Origin of the sequence: Flavobacterium collinsii (assembly GCF_902804485.1) — a bacterium.
Classification (GTDB): domain Bacteria; phylum Bacteroidota; class Bacteroidia; order Flavobacteriales; family Flavobacteriaceae; genus Flavobacterium; species Flavobacterium collinsii.
In genome coordinates this window covers 26293-47521 of sequence record NZ_CADCST010000111.1, presented here as the reverse complement: position 1 = coordinate 47521, position 21229 = coordinate 26293, and the positions used below count along the sequence as shown (strand labels likewise).

Below are 21229 nucleotides of genomic sequence, written 5' to 3'. Positions count from 1 at the left end.
CAGATATTGTTTTTGAGGATTTTCAATCTAAAGAACTTTGTAGTTCGTTGCTTGTTTCGGGTAATACAATTCTTTTCGATGGGGGTAATCACAAGTTATATACAATAAATAAAGAGGATTTGAAAACGGTCAGGGAAAGAGGCATTAGTCGGAAGTCTGCCAAAAGTAGGCCTATTAATTCTGAATATCTGATAAGAACTAATAAAAGCCACACTTTTATATTGACAAAAAAGCAACTTTTTGTATTCACGAAGAATAAACAGAAAGTACTGCAATTGGATTTGGAAACAGTATTTCCTACTGATCATTTTACGAATGATGCCTACGCAGCCATTTTAGAAACTCATCCCGGAACGGTTTGGTTTTACTACCAAAAATATTTAATTCATTATGATTTCAAAGATAGGAGGTGTTTACGAAAAGTAGATTTAACGTTTTGGAATCCTCACCAATTGGTAGTAGATAATAGAACGATTTGGCTGATTTCTAAAAACGATGGACAGCTCTATGCGTTGGATTTTGAACCTAACGACGAAATAGACATAAATATAAAACGTAAAAAAGCCATGCAGGACCGTCTGTGTTGTGAGCAACCTAATGAAGAAAAAATTAGAGCGATGAAGGAAGCACAGGAAAAATTTAAAAGAAAGAGTTAACAAAAAAATGAAATCATGAAAAAACTATTTATAATTTGCCTTTTAATGGCAATAACGATGGGTTACGCACAAGGACATCAATCAGGGGGTAAATGGTGCTGCTTACTTAAAAGCAAAGGCTGCGATTCAGAACGCTACTTATGTCCGGCTTGCGAAAAAAATGAGAACAAAAAGAGGGAAGATAAAGCTGCTGAAGATAAACGCAGGGCGGATATTGTTGCTGCCAAGATAGAAGCGGATAAAAAAACAAGGGAAATTGAGCGTAAGAAAGAATTGGCAGAACTAGCTGAAAAGAATAAAGTAACAGAGGTTTTTGTAACCATGCCGAAGAGTGCTTCTGTTGCTTCAGATTTGCAACCAAAAAAGACCAGCTCAATTAGCACTAGTACTCCATCATCTGATTCTGATACTTCATCGCCATCAAGTTCGTCTGATGTCTCGATTTATAATAATATTTATGCAGCAGAAAATGTAAGAAAGTATAATGAACAGAAAGCCCTGGTTGACGTAACAACGGGTATAATTGACTTATTTTCTGCATCGCCTGAAAAACAGCAGAGAGATAGAGATGCTGCTTTTGCTGAATTACAAAGATACAATCGAAGTCAACAAGAAATAGCGAATAGAAAAGAGGAAGAATTTAAATGGATCTATTCGGAACTGATAGACAAAGCCAAAGCAGGGGACGAAAATTACCGAATGCTTCTTTATTTTGCAGGTGCGGCACTGCTAAAAGATTCATACGAATACTTACCGGATAGAAGAGAATGGATTGATACGGCAATAGCGAATAATAATACAGATGCTTTAGTAGAATTTGCCTTAAATAGAGCTTTGAACGGAAGACCAGCCCCTATTTCTCAGTATAATTTTGAAAAATCTATCTTGTATTTTAAGAAAGCAGCCGATTTGGGAAGTAGAGATGCTATGATGCTGCTGGCGCATTGGTATGATTCAGCCAATTATTCGTCTGCCTATACCGTAAAAGGAGGTAATAATCCTGAATTGGCTTTAGAGTGGTTTCAAAAGGCAGCAAAGGCGGGTAGTCCTAACGCCATGTATTATTTAGGAATGATATACACATATGGCAGAACCATCAACTTTAAAAAGCTAAATATGTCTGGAAAGAGTAAAAGTTATTACAAGCAAAAATTTATAGAATATAATATTGACAAAGATGAAAATCTCGCCTTTGAATGGTTCTCCAAAAGTTTGCAGCCTGATTATCAAATGTCATTGTTCTCAAAAGCTCGTTATAATGAAGCTTTAGATAATCCGGATCATTATTCTTCCTATTTTGAAAAAGGAACTTATATAGAACTGGCTGAAATGTATAGTGATGGAAAAGTAGTGCCTAAGGATAAAGTTAAATCGGCAGAATTAGAGAATCTATATCGTAATTATATAAATACCCAAACATTTGAATACATATACAAATAAACTTTGAACATAATAATAGTACCACCAATCAATTTTAATACATTTGATTATAGCTATTCTGAATAAGACATCTTTTTAGTAAATAGACTTTGATTTGGGATTAACTTTTGTTGTTTCCGAATATTTTTAATGAAACAAGAAGGATGAAACTCAAAGGCGAAGAAAAAAGATTTTGGTGGCATTTTTGCCAGATCAAGGATTCCAAAGACATTCCTCAGAAAGTACCTGTTGTTGCCGGAGTAGATGACTTGGACTATAATGACAATTATTTCGCAATGCTTACGGATAAAGTAAAGATCATCCATTGCATTTATCTTAAAGAAACCGCAGTCACAGATGAAGGTGTGAAACAGATTTCCAAAGTGCAACAGTTAAAAAGTCTCACGTTGATGAAGCATCCCAATATTACAAAAGCCAGCTTGTTTTATCTCAATCAGCTTACAGATTTGGAATATTTAGACATTTGGCGAACGGAGATTATTTTGGAAGATTTAGCAGCACTGGATCAGCTGAAAAATCTAAAGAAGGTGTATGTTTCATCTTTAGCAGAAGTAAATGGTTTTTTTCCTGAGCTCGAAAATGAACAGATTTTAGAACATCTGATTGTACTGGAAGATCTGTTTCCAGATTGTACTTTCTATGTAGATCACAAAGAATATTGATCGGAATTATGATAGGATAAAATGACTATATACTTGAATCTGCTAACTAGAAAAAAGAATAGTTTTCAGAAAGCGATTATATTATACCTTGAAGGACACAATTCTTGATTAGTTCACTGGTATTTTTAGAATCAGATTTCGCTAAAATGTTCCTACGATGTTTTTTAACCGTTAAGGCACTAATAAAAAGTTTAGTTGCGATTTCATTATTGTTTAAACCATTACCAATTAGCTTAATAATATCCATTTCTCGTTTAGAAAATTCTTTTACTTCCATTTTACCCTCATTAAGACTTACATTCATAAAAGAAGGTTCTCCATTTAAACCAATAAATGAAATCTTATAAGTGTTTTGATTGCTTAGATGATCAATTACAGTGTGTATGTTTAATGATTTTCCATAACCTCCATTGTCATCCATGCTAAGCATTAAGGATTGATGATTGAACAGACTGTAGTCCCCATTCTTTAATCGGGCCCTAAAACTATAACTTATTTTATAACTCAAAAATTTTTTCCTATCCACTTTCTCCTGAAAGAATTTAGTTAGAAATGCTTCAGCTTTGATCACAAATTCGATGTCTTCCGGATGAATAACCCCAATTACATCATTAAGCGTGAAAGTTTCCTGGTCAAATCCGTGCATGTCGTAAATAGCAGGGCTTATATGTGAGAGTGACATATCGTAAAAATCTATAATATAGAAATAGAAGGGGCCGGTACTAATAATTGAATTTGTAAGATCATCAAAAAAAATTTGGTGTGATGGTGTAGTTTGAGCCGTTCTATTAGAAAGCCAAACATCATGAAGGGTTTGTATTTCAGCATTCATTGATACGGAGTTTTAGTAAGCAAATTAACAAAATAATGAGTTTAACTCAAATAAAAGTGGGTAAATATTGCAGAGAACTGTATGCTTGGTCAAATCAGTTACAAAAAACACAAAGTACTTAGTTATTTTTTTGCAGCGATGGATCTAATTATATTAACCATAATTTACCAAACTTGATATCAGTTTATTCTATTGATAATTAATTTTTTGTCTTTATCTTTAAAAAATAAATTTTAGTTCTACCATTAAGATTTTTACAACAATTTAAACGCATTAACATCAATACTATTAATGATTATTATATGGAAAAAAAATTAGTTATAGTATTCTTATTCTTTATAATAGGATGCCAAAACTATCATCATACAGTAGAGAGTCAAGGAAAAGAAAATCAAACGGTATCTATTGATAAAAGCGATATTATTTCATCTGATATTTTAACTGCTGAACAACAGGCAAAACTCACACCTGTTGAAGTATTGGAACGATTAAAAAGTGGCAATAAAGCTTTTGCTGAAGACAATTTAACGATTCGTAATACTACAGAAAGAGTGAGGAAGGCATCTTTAGGTCAATATCCAAAAGCGGTAGTACTATCGTGTCTTGACTCCCGTGTGCCCGTTGAAGATGTTTTTCATAGTGGCATTGGTAACTTATTCGTTGCCAGAGTAGCTGGGAATGTTGTAAATGATGATATTTTAGGAAGTTTAGAATATGCCTGTAAAGTTTCGGGCGCAAAATTAGTATTGGTGCTGGGACATGAATATTGCGGTGCTATTAAATCGGCTATAAGTGATGTCAAGTTAGGTAATATAACCTTGCTGTTGAATAAAATACAACCTGCAGTTAAAAAAGCTAGTATAGATTTTAAGGGTGAAAAGACACCTTCGAATGAAGCATTTGTAGAAGCAGTATGTGCTACAAACGTTGAACTTGCTATTGATCAAATTCGTCAGAGGAGCATTATTTTAAAAGAGATGGAACAAAACGGCCAAATACTAATAATTGGAGGTGTTTACAATATGAAAACTGGAGTGGTAGAGTTTTTCGATCCGTATCAAACAATCCACAATAAGTGAACTTATAAACAGGTGCCTATTTATTCAAAAATGGATAATAAAAATAAGTAAAAAAATACGTTTTTATAGTGCTCATTTTTGAGTTCTGAAAACAAAGAATCCCCGTTAAAATACTATATAATGGCGTTTTAACAGGGCATTCTTTGTTTTCTAATATTTTGTAAAACCTATTTACCGATACAGAAATTTGCAAAAATATTTCCTAACAATTCGTCGTTAGAAACCTGACCGGTAATAAGACCAAATTGGTACAAAGCTTCGCGAATATCAAGTGCAATAAGATCGCTGGAAAGATTAGTTTCAAGTCCGAATTTTACTTTCTGAATCTCTTCTAATGCTTTAAGTAGAGAATCGTAATGTCTTGTATTCGTTACAATAGTTTCATTGTTTCTGAGTGCTCCTGTATTGACAAAAGAAAGTAGCTCGTTTTTTAAATCATCAACACCAATTTTCTCTTTAGCTGAAATTAATAATAGCTTTGCATTTAAATTTTCAAGCTTATTGGTGATGTTTGCAACTTCATCAGTAGACAATATATCTTTTTTATTGACGACAATTAGCAGAGGTTTTAACGGGTACTTATTTTTGATTTGTTCAATTTCAGAAACAAACTCAGAACTTGAAACCTGAAACTTGAAACCGTCGAACAAGTAAATCACAACCTGTGCCTGGTCGATTTTTTCAAATGTTTTTTTGATTCCGATGCTTTCTACAACATCCTTGGTTTCGCGAATTCCTGCTGTATCAATAAATCTAAAACCAATTCCGCCAATCACTAATTCATCTTCGATTGTGTCGCGTGTTGTTCCTGCAATGTCAGAAACAATGGCACGTTCTTCATTTAACAGGGCATTTAGTAAAGTAGATTTACCCACATTTGGTTCTCCAACAATGGCTACCGGAATACCGTTTTTAATCACATTTCCAACGGCAAAAGAATCAATCAGACGTTTTAAAACAAATTCAATTCGATTTAATAACTCATGAAATTGGGTACGGTCTGCAAATTCTACATCTTCTTCGGCAAAATCCAGTTCCAGTTCGATTAGAGAAGCAAAATTTAAAAGCTCTTCACGGAGTTTGGCTATTTCGTTGCTAAAACCACCGCGCATTTGCTGCATAGCGATCTGGTGCGAAGCTTCGTTATCTGATGAAATCAAATCGGCAACGGCCTCTGCCTGCGATAAATCAAGTTTTCCGTTTAGGAAAGCTCTAAGTGTAAATTCTCCCGGATCAGCGATTCGACATCCTTTTCTTAAGAGCAGCTGAATAATTTGCTGTTGGATATAAGTTGAGCCGTGACACGAAATTTCAATTGTATTTTCGCCTGTGTAGGAGTTAGGTCCTTTAAAAACAGACACCAATACTTCATCCAATGTTTTTGAGTCATCAACAATATGACCCAAATGTAAAGTATGTGTTTTTTGTGTGGTTAAGTCCTTGTTTTTTATGGATTTAAAAACAGAGTTTCCGATCGTAATAGCGTCAGAACCTGAAATACGTATGATAGCAATAGCTCCAGCTCCTGATGGAGTAGCCAATGCAACTATAGAATCTTGATTTATCATGTTGCAAAGGTATAAAAAAAGGCACAAAGTTACGAACTCAAAGCTTGCTTGAAAATGAGGTTTATAGTTTTTCTAAACGCTAATTTTAATAAAATTTTAAATGTTAAAATACTGATAATTATCAGTTTGATTTGAACCTAGAATGATTAAATTTGAGAAACAAACCTTTAATCTCAAACAAAATGAAAAAGATATTATTTCCAACAGATTTTTCTGAAGCGGCAACAAATGCTTTTGTTCACGCTTTAGAATTTGCTAAGATTGTAAACGCCGAACTCGTTTTGTTGCACACTTTTGAAATTCCGGTTTACGATAGCCAATTTTTCCCCGAAAATTATGCATCAATCTATAGTTCTATTGAATTGGCAAAGTTTGAAATGTTTAAAGATGAGATCCCGAAGCTTAGAACCATTGCAGCGGAGCGAAAATTGGATAACATTGTCATCAAACATCGTTTAATGGATGGTGACTTAGTTTTCAATCTAAAAAAAGCAGTAGAAGAGGACCATATTGATTTTGTAATCATGGGAACTTCTGGGGTTTCAGACTGGACAAAATTTTTCCTTGGATCAAATACGAGCTCAGTAATTTCAGAGGTTAAGGTTCCTGTTTTGTGTATTCCTGCTGATGCAAAATTCAAAAAAATAAAAATAATTGGTTTTACAACGCGTTATCGTGAGAAAGACAAAGCCGAGCTTCGTAAAGTTCTGGAAATTGCCAGAAAAACAAATGCAAAAGTAAAAAGCCTCTATGTAAGAACTTCAAATACTGATGTCCCAGATACTACAATTAAAGAATGGGATAAAGAATTTGCGAATGAAAATGTAGAATTTTTGGTTCTGCCAAGTGATGAAGTAAAAGAAACTATTCTTGATTTTGTACTTTATAAAGATGTAGATGTTTTAACGGTTATCACGCACAAAAAATCTTTCTTTGAAAGTATTTTTGAATCCAGTTTCTCAAAAAAAATAACCAAAGAAGTTTCGATACCTGTTTTGGTCATGCATGAAACCTAAAATCTATTAGAGATTTAATACCGGAATGTAAGTGTAAAACCTATATTTGTGTTTCATTAAATTTAAGGAATGGAAGCATATCAGAATAAAGTTGAGCACTATACAATACTTTTTAATAAAATCAACAAAAAATACAATAGCATTAGTATTCTGCGTCTTTTAAGCGTATTTCTGTGTTTGTTCTTATTGTTTTACTACATAAAAACCAATGAAATACTTTACGTAGCTTTTGCTTTTTTGTCTTTTGTTGGTTTTCTTTTTTTAATGCGAATTCATTCTGCTCTGTCTTTTCAGAGGGAACTTACTAAAGCAATTTTGAAATTAAATGAGAATGAAATTGCTTATTTAAAAAGAGAAAAAATTCCTTTTGAGAACGGAATAGAATTTAATGACTTTAGCCATTCCTATGCTTATGATCTGGATGTTTTTGGAGATCATTCACTGTTTCAAAATCTAAACAGAACCGCTACTTATATTGGTAAAAAGACGTTGGCAAATCAATTGCTGAAGTTATCTTCCAATGAAACTATTCTTGAAAATCAGAAAGCAATCGACGAATTAAAAACTAAAATAGATTGGCGTCAGGATTTTATGGCTTTGGCAATGATAAGTTATGACACAAAAGAATCTTATAGCTCTTTAATTTATTGGAATTCATTTAAAAATAACATCTTACCTAAAGTTTTAATTGCAATATCTGTTATTTTTCCAACCTTATTTTTAGGCTTTTTAGCAGCATACTTTTTTACATCAAAAACAATTTTATTATCCTATCTGAGTTATATTTTTATTGCCAATATGATTGTTTTGGGAAGTTGCTTTAAGCGGATACAGTCGGAGATTGCCAAAGCCGATAATGTAGATAAAATCATCAAACAATACAGTTTATTAGTTCAGAAGATCGAAACTGAATCTTTTCAGTCAAAAAGATTAATTGATTTACAACAACAGCTTATTTTTAGAAATACAACCGCAAGCAAACATTTAAAAGACCTTTCGGAGTTGTTTTCTAGAATGGATACCATTAATAATTTTGTAACTGCAACTGTCTTTAACGGAATGTTTTTGTTTAATCTGCACGTTTTGAAGGCGCTTTTAAAATGGAAACAAAACTATTCGGCTGAACTTGAAAAATGGATAGATATTATTGGTGAATTTGAAGCATTGAATAGTTTAGCAAATTTGGCATACAATAACCCGGATTTTGTTTTCCCTGAAATCAATTCAGAATATAAAATTGGGTTTTCAAATCTGAGTCATCCGCTATTAAATCCGGCAACCAGAGTAGGGAATGATACTCATTTTTATCCTGAATCCTTCATGATTCTGACCGGTTCAAACATGTCGGGTAAAAGTACTTTTTTGAGAAGTTTGGGAATCAATATGGTTTTAGGAGGGATAGGTTCAGTTGTTTGTGCTTCAAAAGCTAACATTCACCCACTTCCAGTTTTAGTTTCAATGCGATTGTCTGATTCGTTAGCGGATAGTGAGTCTTACTTTTTTGCTGAAATTAAACGTTTAAAACAAATTATGGACGCGTTAGAAGAACGTCCTGCTTTTGTTTTGTTAGATGAAATTCTAAGAGGAACAAACTCCGATGATAAACGAAACGGAACAATTGAAGTGGTTAAAAAAGTAATTGCTAAAAATGCGATTGGTGCCATTGCTACGCACGATATTGAGGTATGTTTGACAACAAATGAATATCCTGATGTTTTAACGAATCAGTGCTTTGAAGTTGAAATTAAAAATAACGAACTTCATTTTGATTATAAACTTCGTAACGGAATTTGTAAAAATAAAAGCGCAACTTTCCTGATGCAGAAAATGGGAGTAATTTAGAAGGTTTGAGCGTAGATTTTAATTGAAACGCTTCTATTATAATTTGTAATTGAAGTCTAATTTTGTAGTTTTCTCTTATTAGAAATATTAAAAACAGGAGAAGAAAAAAAGTAAATTATTACTTTGCTTTTTGAAACACTACAATGAAGTATGTAAGAAAAAGCAAAGTAGTAATTAAAAATAGTATGGTGGTTTTTAGATGAACATACTAAACAAAAATCCTGAAGCTATAGTTACAGCTATAGTGACCAGACCAGGCAACATAAAACTATGATTGACTACATATTTTCCTATTCGGGTAGTACCTGTACGATCAAAGTCCATTGCAGCAACCAGCGTGGGATAGCCTGGTAAAATAAAATCAGCATTAACAGCAGGAAACATGGCAATAAGATGTGGTTGTCCAATTCCTAATGCCAATCCTATTGGCATCATGATTTTTGTCGTTGCGGCCTGACTGAATGTTAACGCTCCCATAATGATTAACGCAAAAGTAAAAGTAAAGGGATACTCTGATGTGATGTCTCTGAAAGTACTTTCGATTAATTTGTTGTTCGCTCCCATAAAAGTGGCACTCATCCACACGACTCCAAGAACTGATACAAGAGCTGTTGCCATAGAAGTAAACAGACTCATTTTGGATACTAACATAGGGGAGGTTTTTGTAACGATCATTATAAGTGCCGAAGCCGATAGTGTAATCATAATAATCAATCCGGTAAGATTAACAGCTCCATCTGCTCCTACAGCAAAACCTGCTTCTCCTTCTCCTACATAAGGAAGAAATTGTGGAAAAGCCCCGAAAATAATAATAAGCAATATAGCACTCGCGAATATGAAAACGGCTGTTTTAGCACCTGGTTTTAACGTTCTGTCTGATTCAGATGTTTTATCTATACTTTCGGCAAATACAGGGTCCTTCATTTTTTCGATAAACTCAGGGTCTTCATTGAGTTCTTTGCCTATTTTCCAAACTGAAAAAACACCTGCAGCAATTCCTATGAGACAAGCAGGGATACATATCTTCATGATATCGACAACAGCGGTAGAATAGGCAAGTATAGCTGCTAAGGAGGCTGTTGCAGCACTCATTGGGCTTCCGGTAAGTGCCATATGAGAGGCGATAACAGAAATACTTAATGGTCGTTCAGGTCGTATTCTTTTCTTAGCAGAAACTTCTGCTATAATTGGAAGCAGTGAATATACTATGTGCGCGGTACCGGCGAAGAGACATAAGAAATAAACGGTAAATGGCGCAATAAAAGTAATGTACTTGGGGTTGCGTCGTATAATTTTCTCAGCGATACTAACTAGATAATCTAAACCTCCGGCGGCCTGTAATGTAGCTGCAGTAGTTACAATGGCCAGAATGATCAAAAGTACCGCTACAGGTGGCTCCGCAGGGCGCATATGAAAAAACAGGACAAATATAAGTAGTCCGATCATTCCCATTACTCCCAGACCAATTCCTTTAAGTCTCGATCCAATAAGGATCATGGCAAGCAGTATGGCAAACTGTAGTAGTATCATATAGTGATGAATTTGAAGATTAACAAGATTGTTTGTGAATTGAATCTTATTCGAAAGTTACTGATAATGTTGTAAATGTGGTAAGTAAAGATTTTAAAAATGGAAAAAATAATCTTGTAACTCTTTTTTATTCTTTGATTTCGTTAGTCCAAGCATCAATAAAATTCTTGCTTTTTGCGGGCTAAGATTATCAGATACTATAGTCCCTAGTTCATTATCGTTGGTCTCACCATCTAATACGACTCTGCCTTCAATGCAACGACTTGCACGGCATACAGAGATATTTGCTTTGGTTGCTTTTTGAATAGCATCGGTAAAAGCTTTAGAGAAATTCCCGTTTCCAACACCGGCTATTACAATACCATCTACTTTTTGTTTTACCAAATAATCGATATAATCAGCTGAGGCATCTGCATACATATATACAATTTCAACTTTTGGCAGTTTTGTGTTTGTATTCACTTCAAAAGGTCTTCCTTTAGTGGTTTCTCTCACGGATGATTTATAGTATTCTACACGACCGTCATAAACTTCTCCAAGTGGTCCCGAATCTGGCGATTTAAAAGCATTTACTTTAGTTGTACTGGTTTTGGTCACTTCTCTGGAGTCATAAATTGATTCATTAAAAGAAACTAAAACGCCACGTTTTCTGCTTTTAGGGTCGGCAGCAACCGTAATAGCATCAAACAGGTTTTTAGGACCGTCAGCACTAATAGCTGTTGCCGGACGCATAGAGCCCGTAATTACAACAGGTAATTCATGTGGAAGGACCAAATTAAGAAAATAGGCTGTTTCTTCCTGCGTATCGGTACCATGTGTTATAACAACGCCATCGGCTTCATTTTTGCTAAATATTTCATTGATACGAGTGGCTAGTTTTTTCCATATGTCGAGACTCATGTCCTGACTGCCTACAGAAGATATTTGCTCTCCGCTGATGTCTGCAATCGAATTTACACTCGGAATGCTTCCTATAAGATCGGATATTGGAATTTTACCCGCAGTATAGCCGGCTCTATCCGAAGATTTTCCCTCACCTGCAATAGTTCCACCCGTAGCAAGAATTATGATTCGGGGTTTTTGTTGTCCAAAGGTTATAGATGTCGCGATGCACAACAAAAATACGAGTACTAATTTTTTCATTTTTTTTATTATTTATGTGGTTAATCCTGATATTAGAAATTGAATAACATTCCAAAATTGATTCGAACGGCGTTAGCCCCTTGAGTGTTTCCATCTGCATATTGTAATTGTTTGTAGCCTATTTGTGGTTCAAGTCCGACAGTAAGGAAATCAAAAAAGTCATAAGATGCATTAAGCGTAAACTGGTAATTGGTCATACGGTCCCAACCGGCCTGTGTGGCAGCTCCGTCATAAAAATGATTGTAAGAGGCCATAATCATGGAATGAAATTTTTTATTGAAGAAACGTTCGTACGAAATAAAACCTGCATGTACTGGTAAAAGGTCTAGTTTTCCCGAATAATCTGATCGGGCAAAACCATCTAGCCCCGAACCACCCACAGCCAGAAAATAATCACCGATTCCTTTACCTATTGTCCATTGCGCCTGAAGATTATTTATTAAGCCTGATTTTTTTCTAAAAAAGATACTTGTAATTGCTGTGACACCGCCACCATTTTGGGAAGCAAAATCAAATTGTGTTTCTCCGGATGCAACATTTTTAGAATCGTAAGCAACACTACGATAAAGTCCGGCCACTTTTATAAAGCCTTTGTTGTTAAAAGCATATCTTATGCCTGCAACAGCATCAGGTGCTCTGGAGGGCACGTAATCTACACCTTGAGTGGGGTTTAGCGTGTAATCGTACAAGCGACGTGGTTCCATATATTCTGCAGAAAGCTCAAAAGCAGTGTGTCCGTTTTCTTTAAAGCGAGCAGTGTAGCGTACCTGAATTCTGCGGGAAAGTACCATACCTGTAGGGCCATCCCAATCGAGTAATGGTGAAGGCCACAAGGAGGAGTCTCCAAAATTTGACCAGGTTTGACCTACCGTCCAATGATCGTATTGAACCCAGGCATGGCGTAGTCTGAATTGAGAAGTGTTATTTGCTCCTTCAAAATCGGCTTCAAGCATTGATTTTATTTCTTTTCCATTATTGAGTTGTATTGTACTTACAAAACGCAATTGCGATTGTCGCATGTCCATGCTAAAAGCAGGTATGTCTTTTCCTGAAACATCATTTTTATGAATAAGAAATGAGCTATTACCACTGAGGCTTCCTCTGACATCGTAAATTCCGTTTAATTTTAATCTGCCAAGAAGTTTTGCAGTCAATTTTGGCTTTCCATTTAAAGTATCTTTTGATTCAACTGCCATAAACTGGGCTTGTACAGAGCTGGATAATAGCAAAGCGAAACAACAGAGGATCAATGCTAAAAGTTTATTTTGTTTCATAATTAATAAAAAATTTGAGGTAAAATAAAGGTTGCTGGCTATGATTTTTTTATTGCTAAGCTCAAGTAATAGATTTGAATCAATTAAGCTATGCTAAATAGAAATGTCTCTTAATGCTAAAGATGGTATTAGATAGGTGTAGATTATGTAGAATAAGTATAGAGTTGAAATCGAAAATACCTTTGGAATATTTGTGTTACCAAATATGTGATAAAAAATAAAAATCTTAGGCGGTAGGATAACATCTTTTTCATAAAATCTCAGGATTAGATTTAATATATAAAAGTCGATTCATACAAATATAGGAAAAAACACTGCAAAATCTTACAAATAAAACAGTTAAAAGCTGAAAAATTTATAATTATGCAATTGAGTGTGTTAAATCAATTGAATTTAAAAGGGTTAGGCACAAAAAAATAATATTACAGGAGTATGTAAATAGTGCCGAAGAATTTAAGTCTAACTTTTTTTGATGCAAAAAGTGATATAAATGACTTACTCTGTTTTAAGGATAAATTATAATCTCAGATATTCATACAGTTAAAGAATGAATTTGTTTGAATATCTGAGATGTAGAGCTATTGAAGGTTATTTTTTTAGAATTGAGCTCCAGGTTAATGAAGCTGTTCTGAAATAGTTATTTCTGCATTTCTTTGATCGTATTCACAAAAGCCTCCACTGGCTGAGCTCCGGAAACGGCATATTTTCGGTCAAAAACAAAAAACGGAACTCCTTGTACACCAATCTGATTTGCTTCATGTATATCAGAATGAACATCATTTAAGAAAAGGCTTTCGTTTTCTACGACTTCTTGCACTTCTTTTGGGTCTAAACCAGCTTCAATACCCAATTTGATTAGGGTTTGGGAATCGTTTAAATCTTTTCCGTCTGTAAAATAAGCTTTAAAGAAAATTTCTTCCATTTGATCGCCAAGATTTTTGGTTTTGGCCAAATGAATGATACGGTGTGCCGTTAGTGAATTTGAAATTATTGCTTTATCAAAGTGATAGTCCAAACCTACGCTTTTTGCACGTTCTGTGACACCTTTATGCATTTCGATGGATTGCTCAACAGAAAAACCTTTTCGCTCTGCCAAAAAGGTATAAACATCTTTACCTGATTGCGGTGTGATGGTTGGATCAAGCTGAAAGCTTTTCCATTCAATTTCAAATTTATCATTTGGAAATTCAGCTAAAGCTGTTTCCAGTTGTCTTTTTCCGATATAACAAAACGGACACATGATGTCCGACCAAATTTCTATTTTCATATTACAAAAATAAGAAAAATTTGTTTTAGGTTTCAAATTCAAGTTTGTGTTGATTTCAACGTAAGGAGTTCTCAATGTTTTTAGACAAAGCTTTGCGAACTTTTACATTTATAACATACATGCAGAGTATAGAAAAACCTAGCGCACTTTGCGGTAAAAATCAGCTCAATCCCTGATCGCATTTCAACCTGAAACCTGAAACCTGAAACATCTACGCAGAAACAAAAAGAGAAAAATAAAAAACCGCAAATCTTAAAAAAAGAATTGCGGTTTCTAGGTATAAAAAATGGTTGGTTAATAGCGATGTTATTTTTTTTTACAATGATATGTCTTTAATTTGAAACTAAAAAAAATCTCTGTAACAAAAAGAAGTTTTGATGTTAACTATTTAACATTACAGGCATTACCAGCATTGTAACAGTTTCTCCTTCTTCTAAACCGTCTACCGGTGTAAGGATTCCTGCTCTGTTAGGTAATGACATCTCCAACATAATCATATCTGATTGCAGGTTAGTTAGCATTTCAGTTAAAAAACGGGAGTTGAAACCAATTTGAAGATCATCTCCTTGATAATCACAAGTTAATCTTTCTTCGGCTTTGTTAGAGTAATCGATATCTTCTGCGGAAACATTCAATTCGGCTCCGGCAATTTTTAAGCGAATTTGGTGTGTAGTTTTGTTTGAGAAAATTGCCACACGCTTAACTGAACTTAAAAATAAAGAACGGTCTATCATTAATTTGTTTGGATTTTCTTTTGGAATTACCGCTTCGTAGTTAGGGTATTTTCCATCAATCAAACGACATGTTAAAATATAATTGTCAAATGAGAAAGTCGCATTTGAATCGTTGTATTCAATTTTTACTTCTGCATCAGAAGTTCCTAAAATACTTTTTAAGATATTTAAAGGTTTCTTTGGCATAATAAAATCAGCTACCTGTGATGCTTTTACATCTGTACGGGCATATTTTACTAATTTATGAGCATCTGTTGCTACAAAAGTTAATCCTTCAGGAGAGAATTGGAAGAAAACTCCGGACATTACCGGACGTAAATCATCATTTCCGGCAGCAAAAATAGTTTTACTTACTGCAGTTGCCAAAACATCAGCAGGAACAAGTGTAACTGACGGTTCTTCAAGACTCACTGATTTTGGAAATTCTTCACCGGCAGCATATGCTAAAGCATATTTCCCAGAGTTAGAACTAATCTCAACAGTATTGTTCTCTTCAACCGTAAAAGTTAAAGGCTGTTCCGGAAACGTTTTTAAAATTTCAAGTAAAAGTTTAGCAGGCACGGCAACGCTTCCTTTACTTGTAGAATCGATTGATAATGTAGCAGACATTGTAGTCTCAAGATCCGAAGCCGAAACTGTCAGTTCGCTGTTGTCTAGTTCAAATAAAAAGTTGTCTAAAATAGGCAACGTATTGTTGCTGTTAATTACACTACCTAAAACCTGTAATTGTTTTAATAAGTACGAACTCGATACTATAAATTTCATCTCTATTGTTTTATTTTTTTGCTCTTTTCTTTAGTTTTTCCTCAACTAAGATAGGTTTTACAAATATATCGTAAACAATCTTAAGTTTAGTAATTTTTTTATTAACATCTACTTACTGTATTTTCTTTTTCGCATATAGGTAAATGCGAGTCCAAAAATCAATAAAATTAGAATTGGAAGTCCGATAGTTATGAATTGCGTGAGTGTGTAATTTTCATAAACTTTCTCTTTGTCTAATAATGGAAGATTAACATCTTTACTTCTAATGTTAATAAGTCCGGTATCATCCAACAAATAATTAATACAATTCATTATAAAATCTTTGTTGTCGTACAGGTTTCCGGTACGCTGATCATAGCCCAATTCGACTGGCATCATATTTTTGTCCAACTGATTTCTGGCCAGATCACCATCGGCTATGACAATCATTTTATTTGGTTTTCCTTTTGCTAAAAAGGAGTTTTCTTTAAAAGGTAAAACACGATTCTCAAAAGCGGAATGGAATGATCCTTCTAATAAAACAGAAAGCGGAATATTTCCTTTGTTTACATAATCCTGAGGAGAAGTTTTTTCAGTTACAATATTTAAGTTGATGGGAGCAGGAGTTCCAATTGCTTTCGAGTATTGAGAGGATTGCAGTAAAACCGTTTTTTTAATTCCGTTCTTTAAAGTATCAATCGGACTCGCAAAATCAAATCGGATTCCGCCCAAATTTTTCACAATCGGATGTTGGCTGGTCGGGTACACTTGTGGAGCATATTTCCATACAAAGTCCTGATATTGTGTAGCGCTACCTTGCTCGCCGGTAGCCAGTTTAATTGGGCTTCCCTGTTCGTCTTTGATCAGATCAGGATTGATTCTGAAGCCATATTTAAAAAACATATCGTTCAGATTCAGATCTCTTGGGTACGCCAGAGTTGCGCCTGCCTGGTTGTAAAGACTATCCATGTCGGCAGCTACCTGATCTATTAGCCATAATGTTTTGCCTCCGTTCATGATGAACTGATCTAAAACCTGTTTTTCTTCGTCAGAGAAAGTTTCTGTAGGTTTTGAAATAATGGCTAAGTCGTATTTTTTAAGAGCAGCTAAAGTTTCAGTCGGACTTTTGGCTACAGAGTCTAATGTGAATGGACCAATATAATAGCTTTCGCGAATTTGCTGTAACATTTTGGCAATGTGAATCTCGTTCAATTCTCCATTCCCTTTTATAATGGCAACCTTCTTTTGTCTGTCTTTACTAATTTTATTGATGGCATCAGCAATTGAATATTCTAAATGCTGAATTGATCCTGTTACTTTTTGTGTTGTAGAGGCTCCCATTATGTTTTTCAACAAAGGAATATTGACTTCTTTATTGTTGTAAACCGCAACAGCCCACGGGAAAACCATAGCCTGTGATTGTTTTCCTTTGTCGTCTACCGTAATATTTATGGGTGTAAGACCTTTTTGATAAAGCGATTTGATAACATCCATACTTTCGTCTTCGTTTTCTAAAGGATTAACGAATTCAAAAACAATATTGCTGTTATACGCCTGAAATTCCTCCAATAACTGACGGGTTTCTTGTTGGAGGCGTCTAAAATCTGCCGGAAGTTCACCCTGCATATAGATCTTGATCGATAATGGATTTTTAACCTGTTTTATGATCTGTAAAGAAGTTTCAGATAAGGTATATCGTTTGTCTTTGGTTAAATCGAATCGGTGAAAAAATAAACTTCCCAATACATTTAAAACGATTAATACAAAAACAGTAATTCCTAATGTTTTAATATTTTGTTGAGTAGATGACTTCATTACGCTTTAAAAGATTTTAATTGATACACAGTAAACGACAGAAACAATACGGTGATGCTTAAAAAATAAATTACATCACGGGTATCGATTACGCCCCGACTCATACTTTTAAAATGATCCTGCATGCCAAATGCCGTAACAATGGTGGAAGATCCCGGAATTAATGAAGCCAGTCCTTCAAAACCAAAATAAAGAAGAAAACAGAGAAAAACCGCAATAATAAAGGCTACAATCTGATTTTCAGACAGGGTAGAAGTAAAGATTCCAATTGCAGAATAAGCTGCAATCAGAAACAACAATCCGAAGTATGAACCTATAGTACTGCCCATATCAATATTCCCTTCAGGAGAACCTAAATTCGATATTACTTTTACGTAAATAAACGTTGGAATAATTGCTAAAACAATTAATAAGAGAGAGCCAATAAATTTTCCGTTTACGATTTCCCAAATCGATAAAGGTTTTGTTAACAACAACTCTAGTGTTCCTTGCTTTTTTTCATCAGAGAAACTTCTCATAGTAATTGCAGGAATCAGGAAAATTAGAATCCACGGAGCTAAAGTAAAGAAAGGAGTCAAATCCGCATAACCAGTATTTAATATGTTGTAGTCTCCTTCAAATACCCATAAGAATAATCCATTGCTAATTAAGAAAATTGCAATGACCAGATAGCCAATAGGAGAACCAAAAAAGGATTTTATTTCTCTTAAAATGATTGATTTCATGTATAAGGTTTATTCGTTTATTTGTTTAATCGTGTAATTTTTTTTGTTTAAGGTTTCAAGTTTCAGGTTGCTTTCCTTTGCGAAATTTGCGTTTTATCAAACCTTTTAAACATCATCTTTGCGTTCTTTGCGTTAAAAGATTCCAATTTTCAAATCCAGTATATAACATGAAACATGAAACCTGAAACCTGAAACTAATCTAAACTAACCAGTTTATCCACACTCCATGCTTCGGGTTTGGCATTGAAAAGTTTTTTTGTAAAGTCCCAAACAGAATTAAAAAGTTCAGATTGTCTGTAATTTTCCAAGTCTTCTACAGTTTCCCAATAGCTATAGGTGAAGAAAATGCATTTATCATTTTTATCCTGATACAGTTCTAAAAAACGATTTCCATCAGCATTTCGTATTTTGTCTTTCACACTTTCAAAATTCTCCAGAAAAGCAGGAATTTTTTCTTCGTGAAAACTCATTTTGACTATTCGAACAAACATATTTGTAATTTTAAATTTCTGTCTTTAGATTTTAGATTGAAAATCTGTTACAGGTGCGCAAAAATACCAAAATTGATTCTTCTTTTTGAGAAAATTTAAAATATTATAAAAGCACTTTTTCGGTAATTATATTCTCTGTTAAACAGAGTGAGGGTATGGAGGAATAAGTCTGTTTGCAAAATGTTAAATCTTTATAGGATTTTGTAGTGAAATTTACACGCTCTCTAAAGGATAAAAGGAATCGTTGCAAGTCTAAAATCTGCAAGTCTAAAATCTGCAATCTAAAATCTACAATCTAATTTTCAGGAGAACTTAATCGTAATCACATCTCTGTAATTCAATCCTAACAGACTGTTTGCAGAGCCCACCTTGGAAGGATTGCTTCTGAAAATTGCAATTTCAAGAAACCCGGCTTCGTTAAAAATAGCTAACTTTTCGCCTTCATAGGTTTTTATTGGATATTTTTCCGAACTCGCAATTGCTGAATAATTGGGTAAAATAGTCTTGATGCTTTTGGGTTTCATCACAATTTCATAAGATCGTCCTTTAGCTACTTCGTTAAATTGTCTTTTAGAGATATTGGTGACTACATTTCCAAAATGATCGATATAGATCACATACCCTTTTATAGAATTGTTATCACTGGCAATTACAGGCTGTAGCTCTGTGATTTGCTTTATTTCTTTAATTTCCTTACCAATAACATTAAGAAGTCCGCCTTTAGAAATGTGGCAGGCTACTTTTATAAAAATATCCAAATCACTAAACTCACTCGGGAATCGGTCGTGTATATTGACGGCAACAATTTTCTGTGGAACAATCTTTTGCGTAAGCATGCTCAAAATACCATTATCGGCACAAATAAAGTAGTGATCGTTCCATTGCATGGCGATATGCTGATTTTCTTTATTACGTTCGATATCTACTCCGATCAGGTGGACAGTTCCTTTTGGAAAGCTTAAATAGGATGCGCCGATAACGTAACTTGCTTCGGCTGTGTTAAATGGGTCAATGTCATGCGAAATGTCAACAAGTGTAACCTCTGGATACTCAGATAATATTTTACCCTTTAGCGAACCAACAAAGTGGTCTTTTAAGCCGTAATCGGTAGTGAGGGTAATTATTGACATAATTTTGTTTATAACTATTGGTAGTATTTAAATCTAATTTTCATTAAATTTGAGAAATGCAAAGCTAGTAATAGTAATTGCAAAAACGAAAAAATGAAATGATAAATTGCAATTATTGATCTGAGTTTTCAGTCTTAGTCACACTAACTGAAAACCACCATTGATACTGCGACTAAAAAAGACCCGACAACTACTGATTTATAAAAACTGATTTATTTTTAATTTAAAACTATCTCATTTGAACGAAAGAATTATCGAGCTCATAGACATCGCTCCAAAAGACTTTTGGGGCGCTCAAGACACTCATCTTGAAATCATTAAAAAGTACTACCCAAAGCTTAAAATAGTAGCGAGAGGTACCACTTTGAAAGCATTTGGCGAAAAAGAAGTTTTGGATGAATTCGAAAAAAGGTTTCAGAGGCTTATGCTTCATTTTACCCGATACAACAACATTGACGATAATGTAATCGAACGCGTAATCATGAGTGATGGTCAGGATGAAAAAAAAGCATACGATCATGACAAGATACTAGTTCATGGTGTTGGCGGTAAAATTATTAAAGCCATGACGCCTAACCAGCAGTTACTGGTAGATACCATCAAAAAAAATGACATGGTATTTGCGGTCGGACCTGCCGGAACCGGAAAGACTTACACAGGTGTTGCAATGGCGGTAAAAGCACTTAAAGACAAAGAAGTAAAAAGGATCATATTGACGCGACCAGCGGTAGAAGCAGGAGAAAACCTGGGTTTTTTACCTGGTGATATGAAGGAAAAACTGGATCCTTATATGCAGCCTCTTTACGATGCTTTACGAGATATGCTTCCCAATGAAAAGCTCGAAGATTACATTTTAAAAGGAATTATTCAGATTGCGCCTTTGGCTTTTATGCGCGGACGTACGCTTGATAATGCCTTCGTAATTCTGGATGAGGCACAAAACACCACGCATTCGCAAATGAAAATGTTTTTGACCCGTATGGGAAAAAACGCCAAATTTATGATAACAGGTGATCCCGGACAGGTCGATTTGCCACGCAGAACCATTTCAGGTCTGAAAGAAGCTATTCTGGTTTTAAAAGACGTAGACGGAATTGGAATTATTTATCTCGACGATAAAGATATTGTACGTCACAGATTAGTCAAAAAGGTAATTGACGCTTACAAACAAATAGAAAATCACGATTAATTTTTTTATAAAATGTCAAATGTAAATCGTGAAATGTGTTTTGACATTTATTAATATTCGTTTTATACCTATCTTTGAGTAGAGAGGTGTAA

The 21229-nt window shown here is 34.4% G+C and carries 18 protein-coding genes; 7 read left to right on the top strand and 11 right to left on the bottom strand.

Going from position 1 to position 21229, the window contains the following annotated elements; all coding sequences use genetic code 11:
• The 3 genes from FLA105534_RS18180 to FLA105534_RS18170 form a co-directional block, all read left to right on the top strand.
• A partial coding sequence (locus FLA105534_RS18180) for a hypothetical protein (protein WP_173967513.1) occupies positions 1-656 on the top strand: 656 nt, incomplete at its 5' end.
• Between the two features lie 15 nt (positions 657-671).
• A complete protein-coding gene (locus tag FLA105534_RS18175) occupies positions 672-2096 on the top strand; it encodes a tetratricopeptide repeat protein (protein WP_173967512.1) in 1425 nt (474 codons plus the stop codon).
• 143 nt (positions 2097-2239) lie between these two features.
• Positions 2240-2758, top strand: coding sequence for a hypothetical protein (locus tag FLA105534_RS18170; RefSeq protein ID WP_173967511.1), 519 nt, complete (start codon positions 2240-2242; stop codon positions 2756-2758).
• Positions 2759-2834: 76 nt separating this feature from the next.
• Here the strand turns inward: FLA105534_RS18170 and FLA105534_RS18165 are convergent, their stop codons facing one another.
• Positions 2835-3590 carry a LuxR C-terminal-related transcriptional regulator gene (locus FLA105534_RS18165; RefSeq protein ID WP_173967510.1) on the bottom strand — a complete coding sequence of 252 codons (756 nt, stop codon included), beginning with the start codon at positions 3588-3590 and terminating at the stop codon, positions 2835-2837.
• Between the two features lie 302 nt (positions 3591-3892).
• Here FLA105534_RS18165 and FLA105534_RS18160 point away from each other — a divergent pair, with 302 nt between their 5' ends.
• Positions 3893-4669 (top strand): carbonic anhydrase family protein, encoded by a 777-nt coding sequence (locus tag FLA105534_RS18160; RefSeq protein WP_173967509.1) that lies wholly within the window; start codon positions 3893-3895, stop codon positions 4667-4669.
• 167 nt (positions 4670-4836) lie between these two features.
• On the opposite strand, the gene mnmE is transcribed toward FLA105534_RS18160, so the two are convergent.
• Complete coding sequence (gene mnmE, locus FLA105534_RS18155) at positions 4837-6237, bottom strand: tRNA uridine-5-carboxymethylaminomethyl(34) synthesis GTPase MnmE (protein ID WP_173967508.1); 1401 nt, start codon at positions 6235-6237, stop codon at positions 4837-4839.
• 182 nt (positions 6238-6419) lie between these two features.
• Here mnmE and FLA105534_RS18150 point away from each other — a divergent pair, with 182 nt between their 5' ends.
• Both FLA105534_RS18150 and FLA105534_RS18145 read left to right on the top strand, forming a co-directional pair.
• Positions 6420-7253 (top strand): universal stress protein, encoded by an 834-nt coding sequence (locus FLA105534_RS18150; RefSeq protein ID WP_173967507.1) that lies wholly within the window; start codon positions 6420-6422, stop codon positions 7251-7253.
• Between the two features lie 69 nt (positions 7254-7322).
• Complete coding sequence (locus FLA105534_RS18145; protein ID WP_173967506.1) at positions 7323-9095, top strand: MutS-related protein; 1773 nt, start codon at positions 7323-7325, stop codon at positions 9093-9095.
• Between the two features lie 195 nt (positions 9096-9290).
• On the opposite strand, the gene FLA105534_RS18140 is transcribed toward FLA105534_RS18145, so the two are convergent.
• From FLA105534_RS18140 to FLA105534_RS18100, 9 genes are all read right to left on the bottom strand, one after another.
• Entirely contained in the window at positions 9291-10625 is a 1335-nt protein-coding gene (locus FLA105534_RS18140; RefSeq protein ID WP_173967505.1) for an anaerobic C4-dicarboxylate transporter family protein, read from the bottom strand.
• 93 nt (positions 10626-10718) lie between these two features.
• A complete protein-coding gene (locus FLA105534_RS18135) occupies positions 10719-11768 on the bottom strand; it encodes an asparaginase (RefSeq protein WP_173967504.1) in 1050 nt (349 codons plus the stop codon).
• 32 nt (positions 11769-11800) lie between these two features.
• Entirely contained in the window at positions 11801-13042 is a 1242-nt protein-coding gene (locus FLA105534_RS18130) for a DcaP family trimeric outer membrane transporter (RefSeq protein ID WP_217427713.1), read from the bottom strand.
• 637 nt (positions 13043-13679) lie between these two features.
• Positions 13680-14309 (bottom strand): DsbA family oxidoreductase, encoded by a 630-nt coding sequence (locus FLA105534_RS18125; RefSeq protein ID WP_173967502.1) that lies wholly within the window; start codon positions 14307-14309, stop codon positions 13680-13682.
• 380 nt (positions 14310-14689) lie between these two features.
• Positions 14690-15808 carry a DNA polymerase III subunit beta gene (gene dnaN, locus FLA105534_RS18120; RefSeq protein WP_173967501.1) on the bottom strand — a complete coding sequence of 373 codons (1119 nt, stop codon included), beginning with the start codon at positions 15806-15808 and terminating at the stop codon, positions 14690-14692.
• A 108-nt stretch (positions 15809-15916) separates the two neighbouring features.
• Complete coding sequence (gene gldG / locus FLA105534_RS18115; RefSeq protein ID WP_173967500.1) at positions 15917-17602, bottom strand: gliding motility-associated ABC transporter substrate-binding protein GldG; 1686 nt, start codon at positions 17600-17602, stop codon at positions 15917-15919.
• Positions 17602-18327, bottom strand: a complete 726-nt coding sequence (gldF, locus tag FLA105534_RS18110) for a gliding motility-associated ABC transporter permease subunit GldF (RefSeq protein ID WP_173967499.1) — start codon at positions 18325-18327, stop codon at positions 17602-17604. The genes gldG and gldF overlap by 1 nt, the downstream gene beginning before the upstream one ends.
• A 194-nt stretch (positions 18328-18521) precedes the next feature.
• Complete coding sequence (locus FLA105534_RS18105; protein ID WP_173967498.1) at positions 18522-18818, bottom strand: putative quinol monooxygenase; 297 nt, start codon at positions 18816-18818, stop codon at positions 18522-18524.
• Between the two features lie 302 nt (positions 18819-19120).
• On the bottom strand, positions 19121-19948 hold the full coding sequence (locus FLA105534_RS18100; RefSeq protein ID WP_173967497.1) for an SAM hydrolase/SAM-dependent halogenase family protein: 828 nt from the start codon (positions 19946-19948) through the stop codon (positions 19121-19123).
• 238 nt (positions 19949-20186) lie between these two features.
• Between FLA105534_RS18100 and FLA105534_RS18095 the strand changes: the two genes are divergently transcribed.
• Positions 20187-21137, top strand: coding sequence for a PhoH family protein (locus tag FLA105534_RS18095; protein ID WP_173967496.1), 951 nt, complete (start codon positions 20187-20189; stop codon positions 21135-21137).
• Positions 21138-21229: the final 92 nt, after the last annotated feature.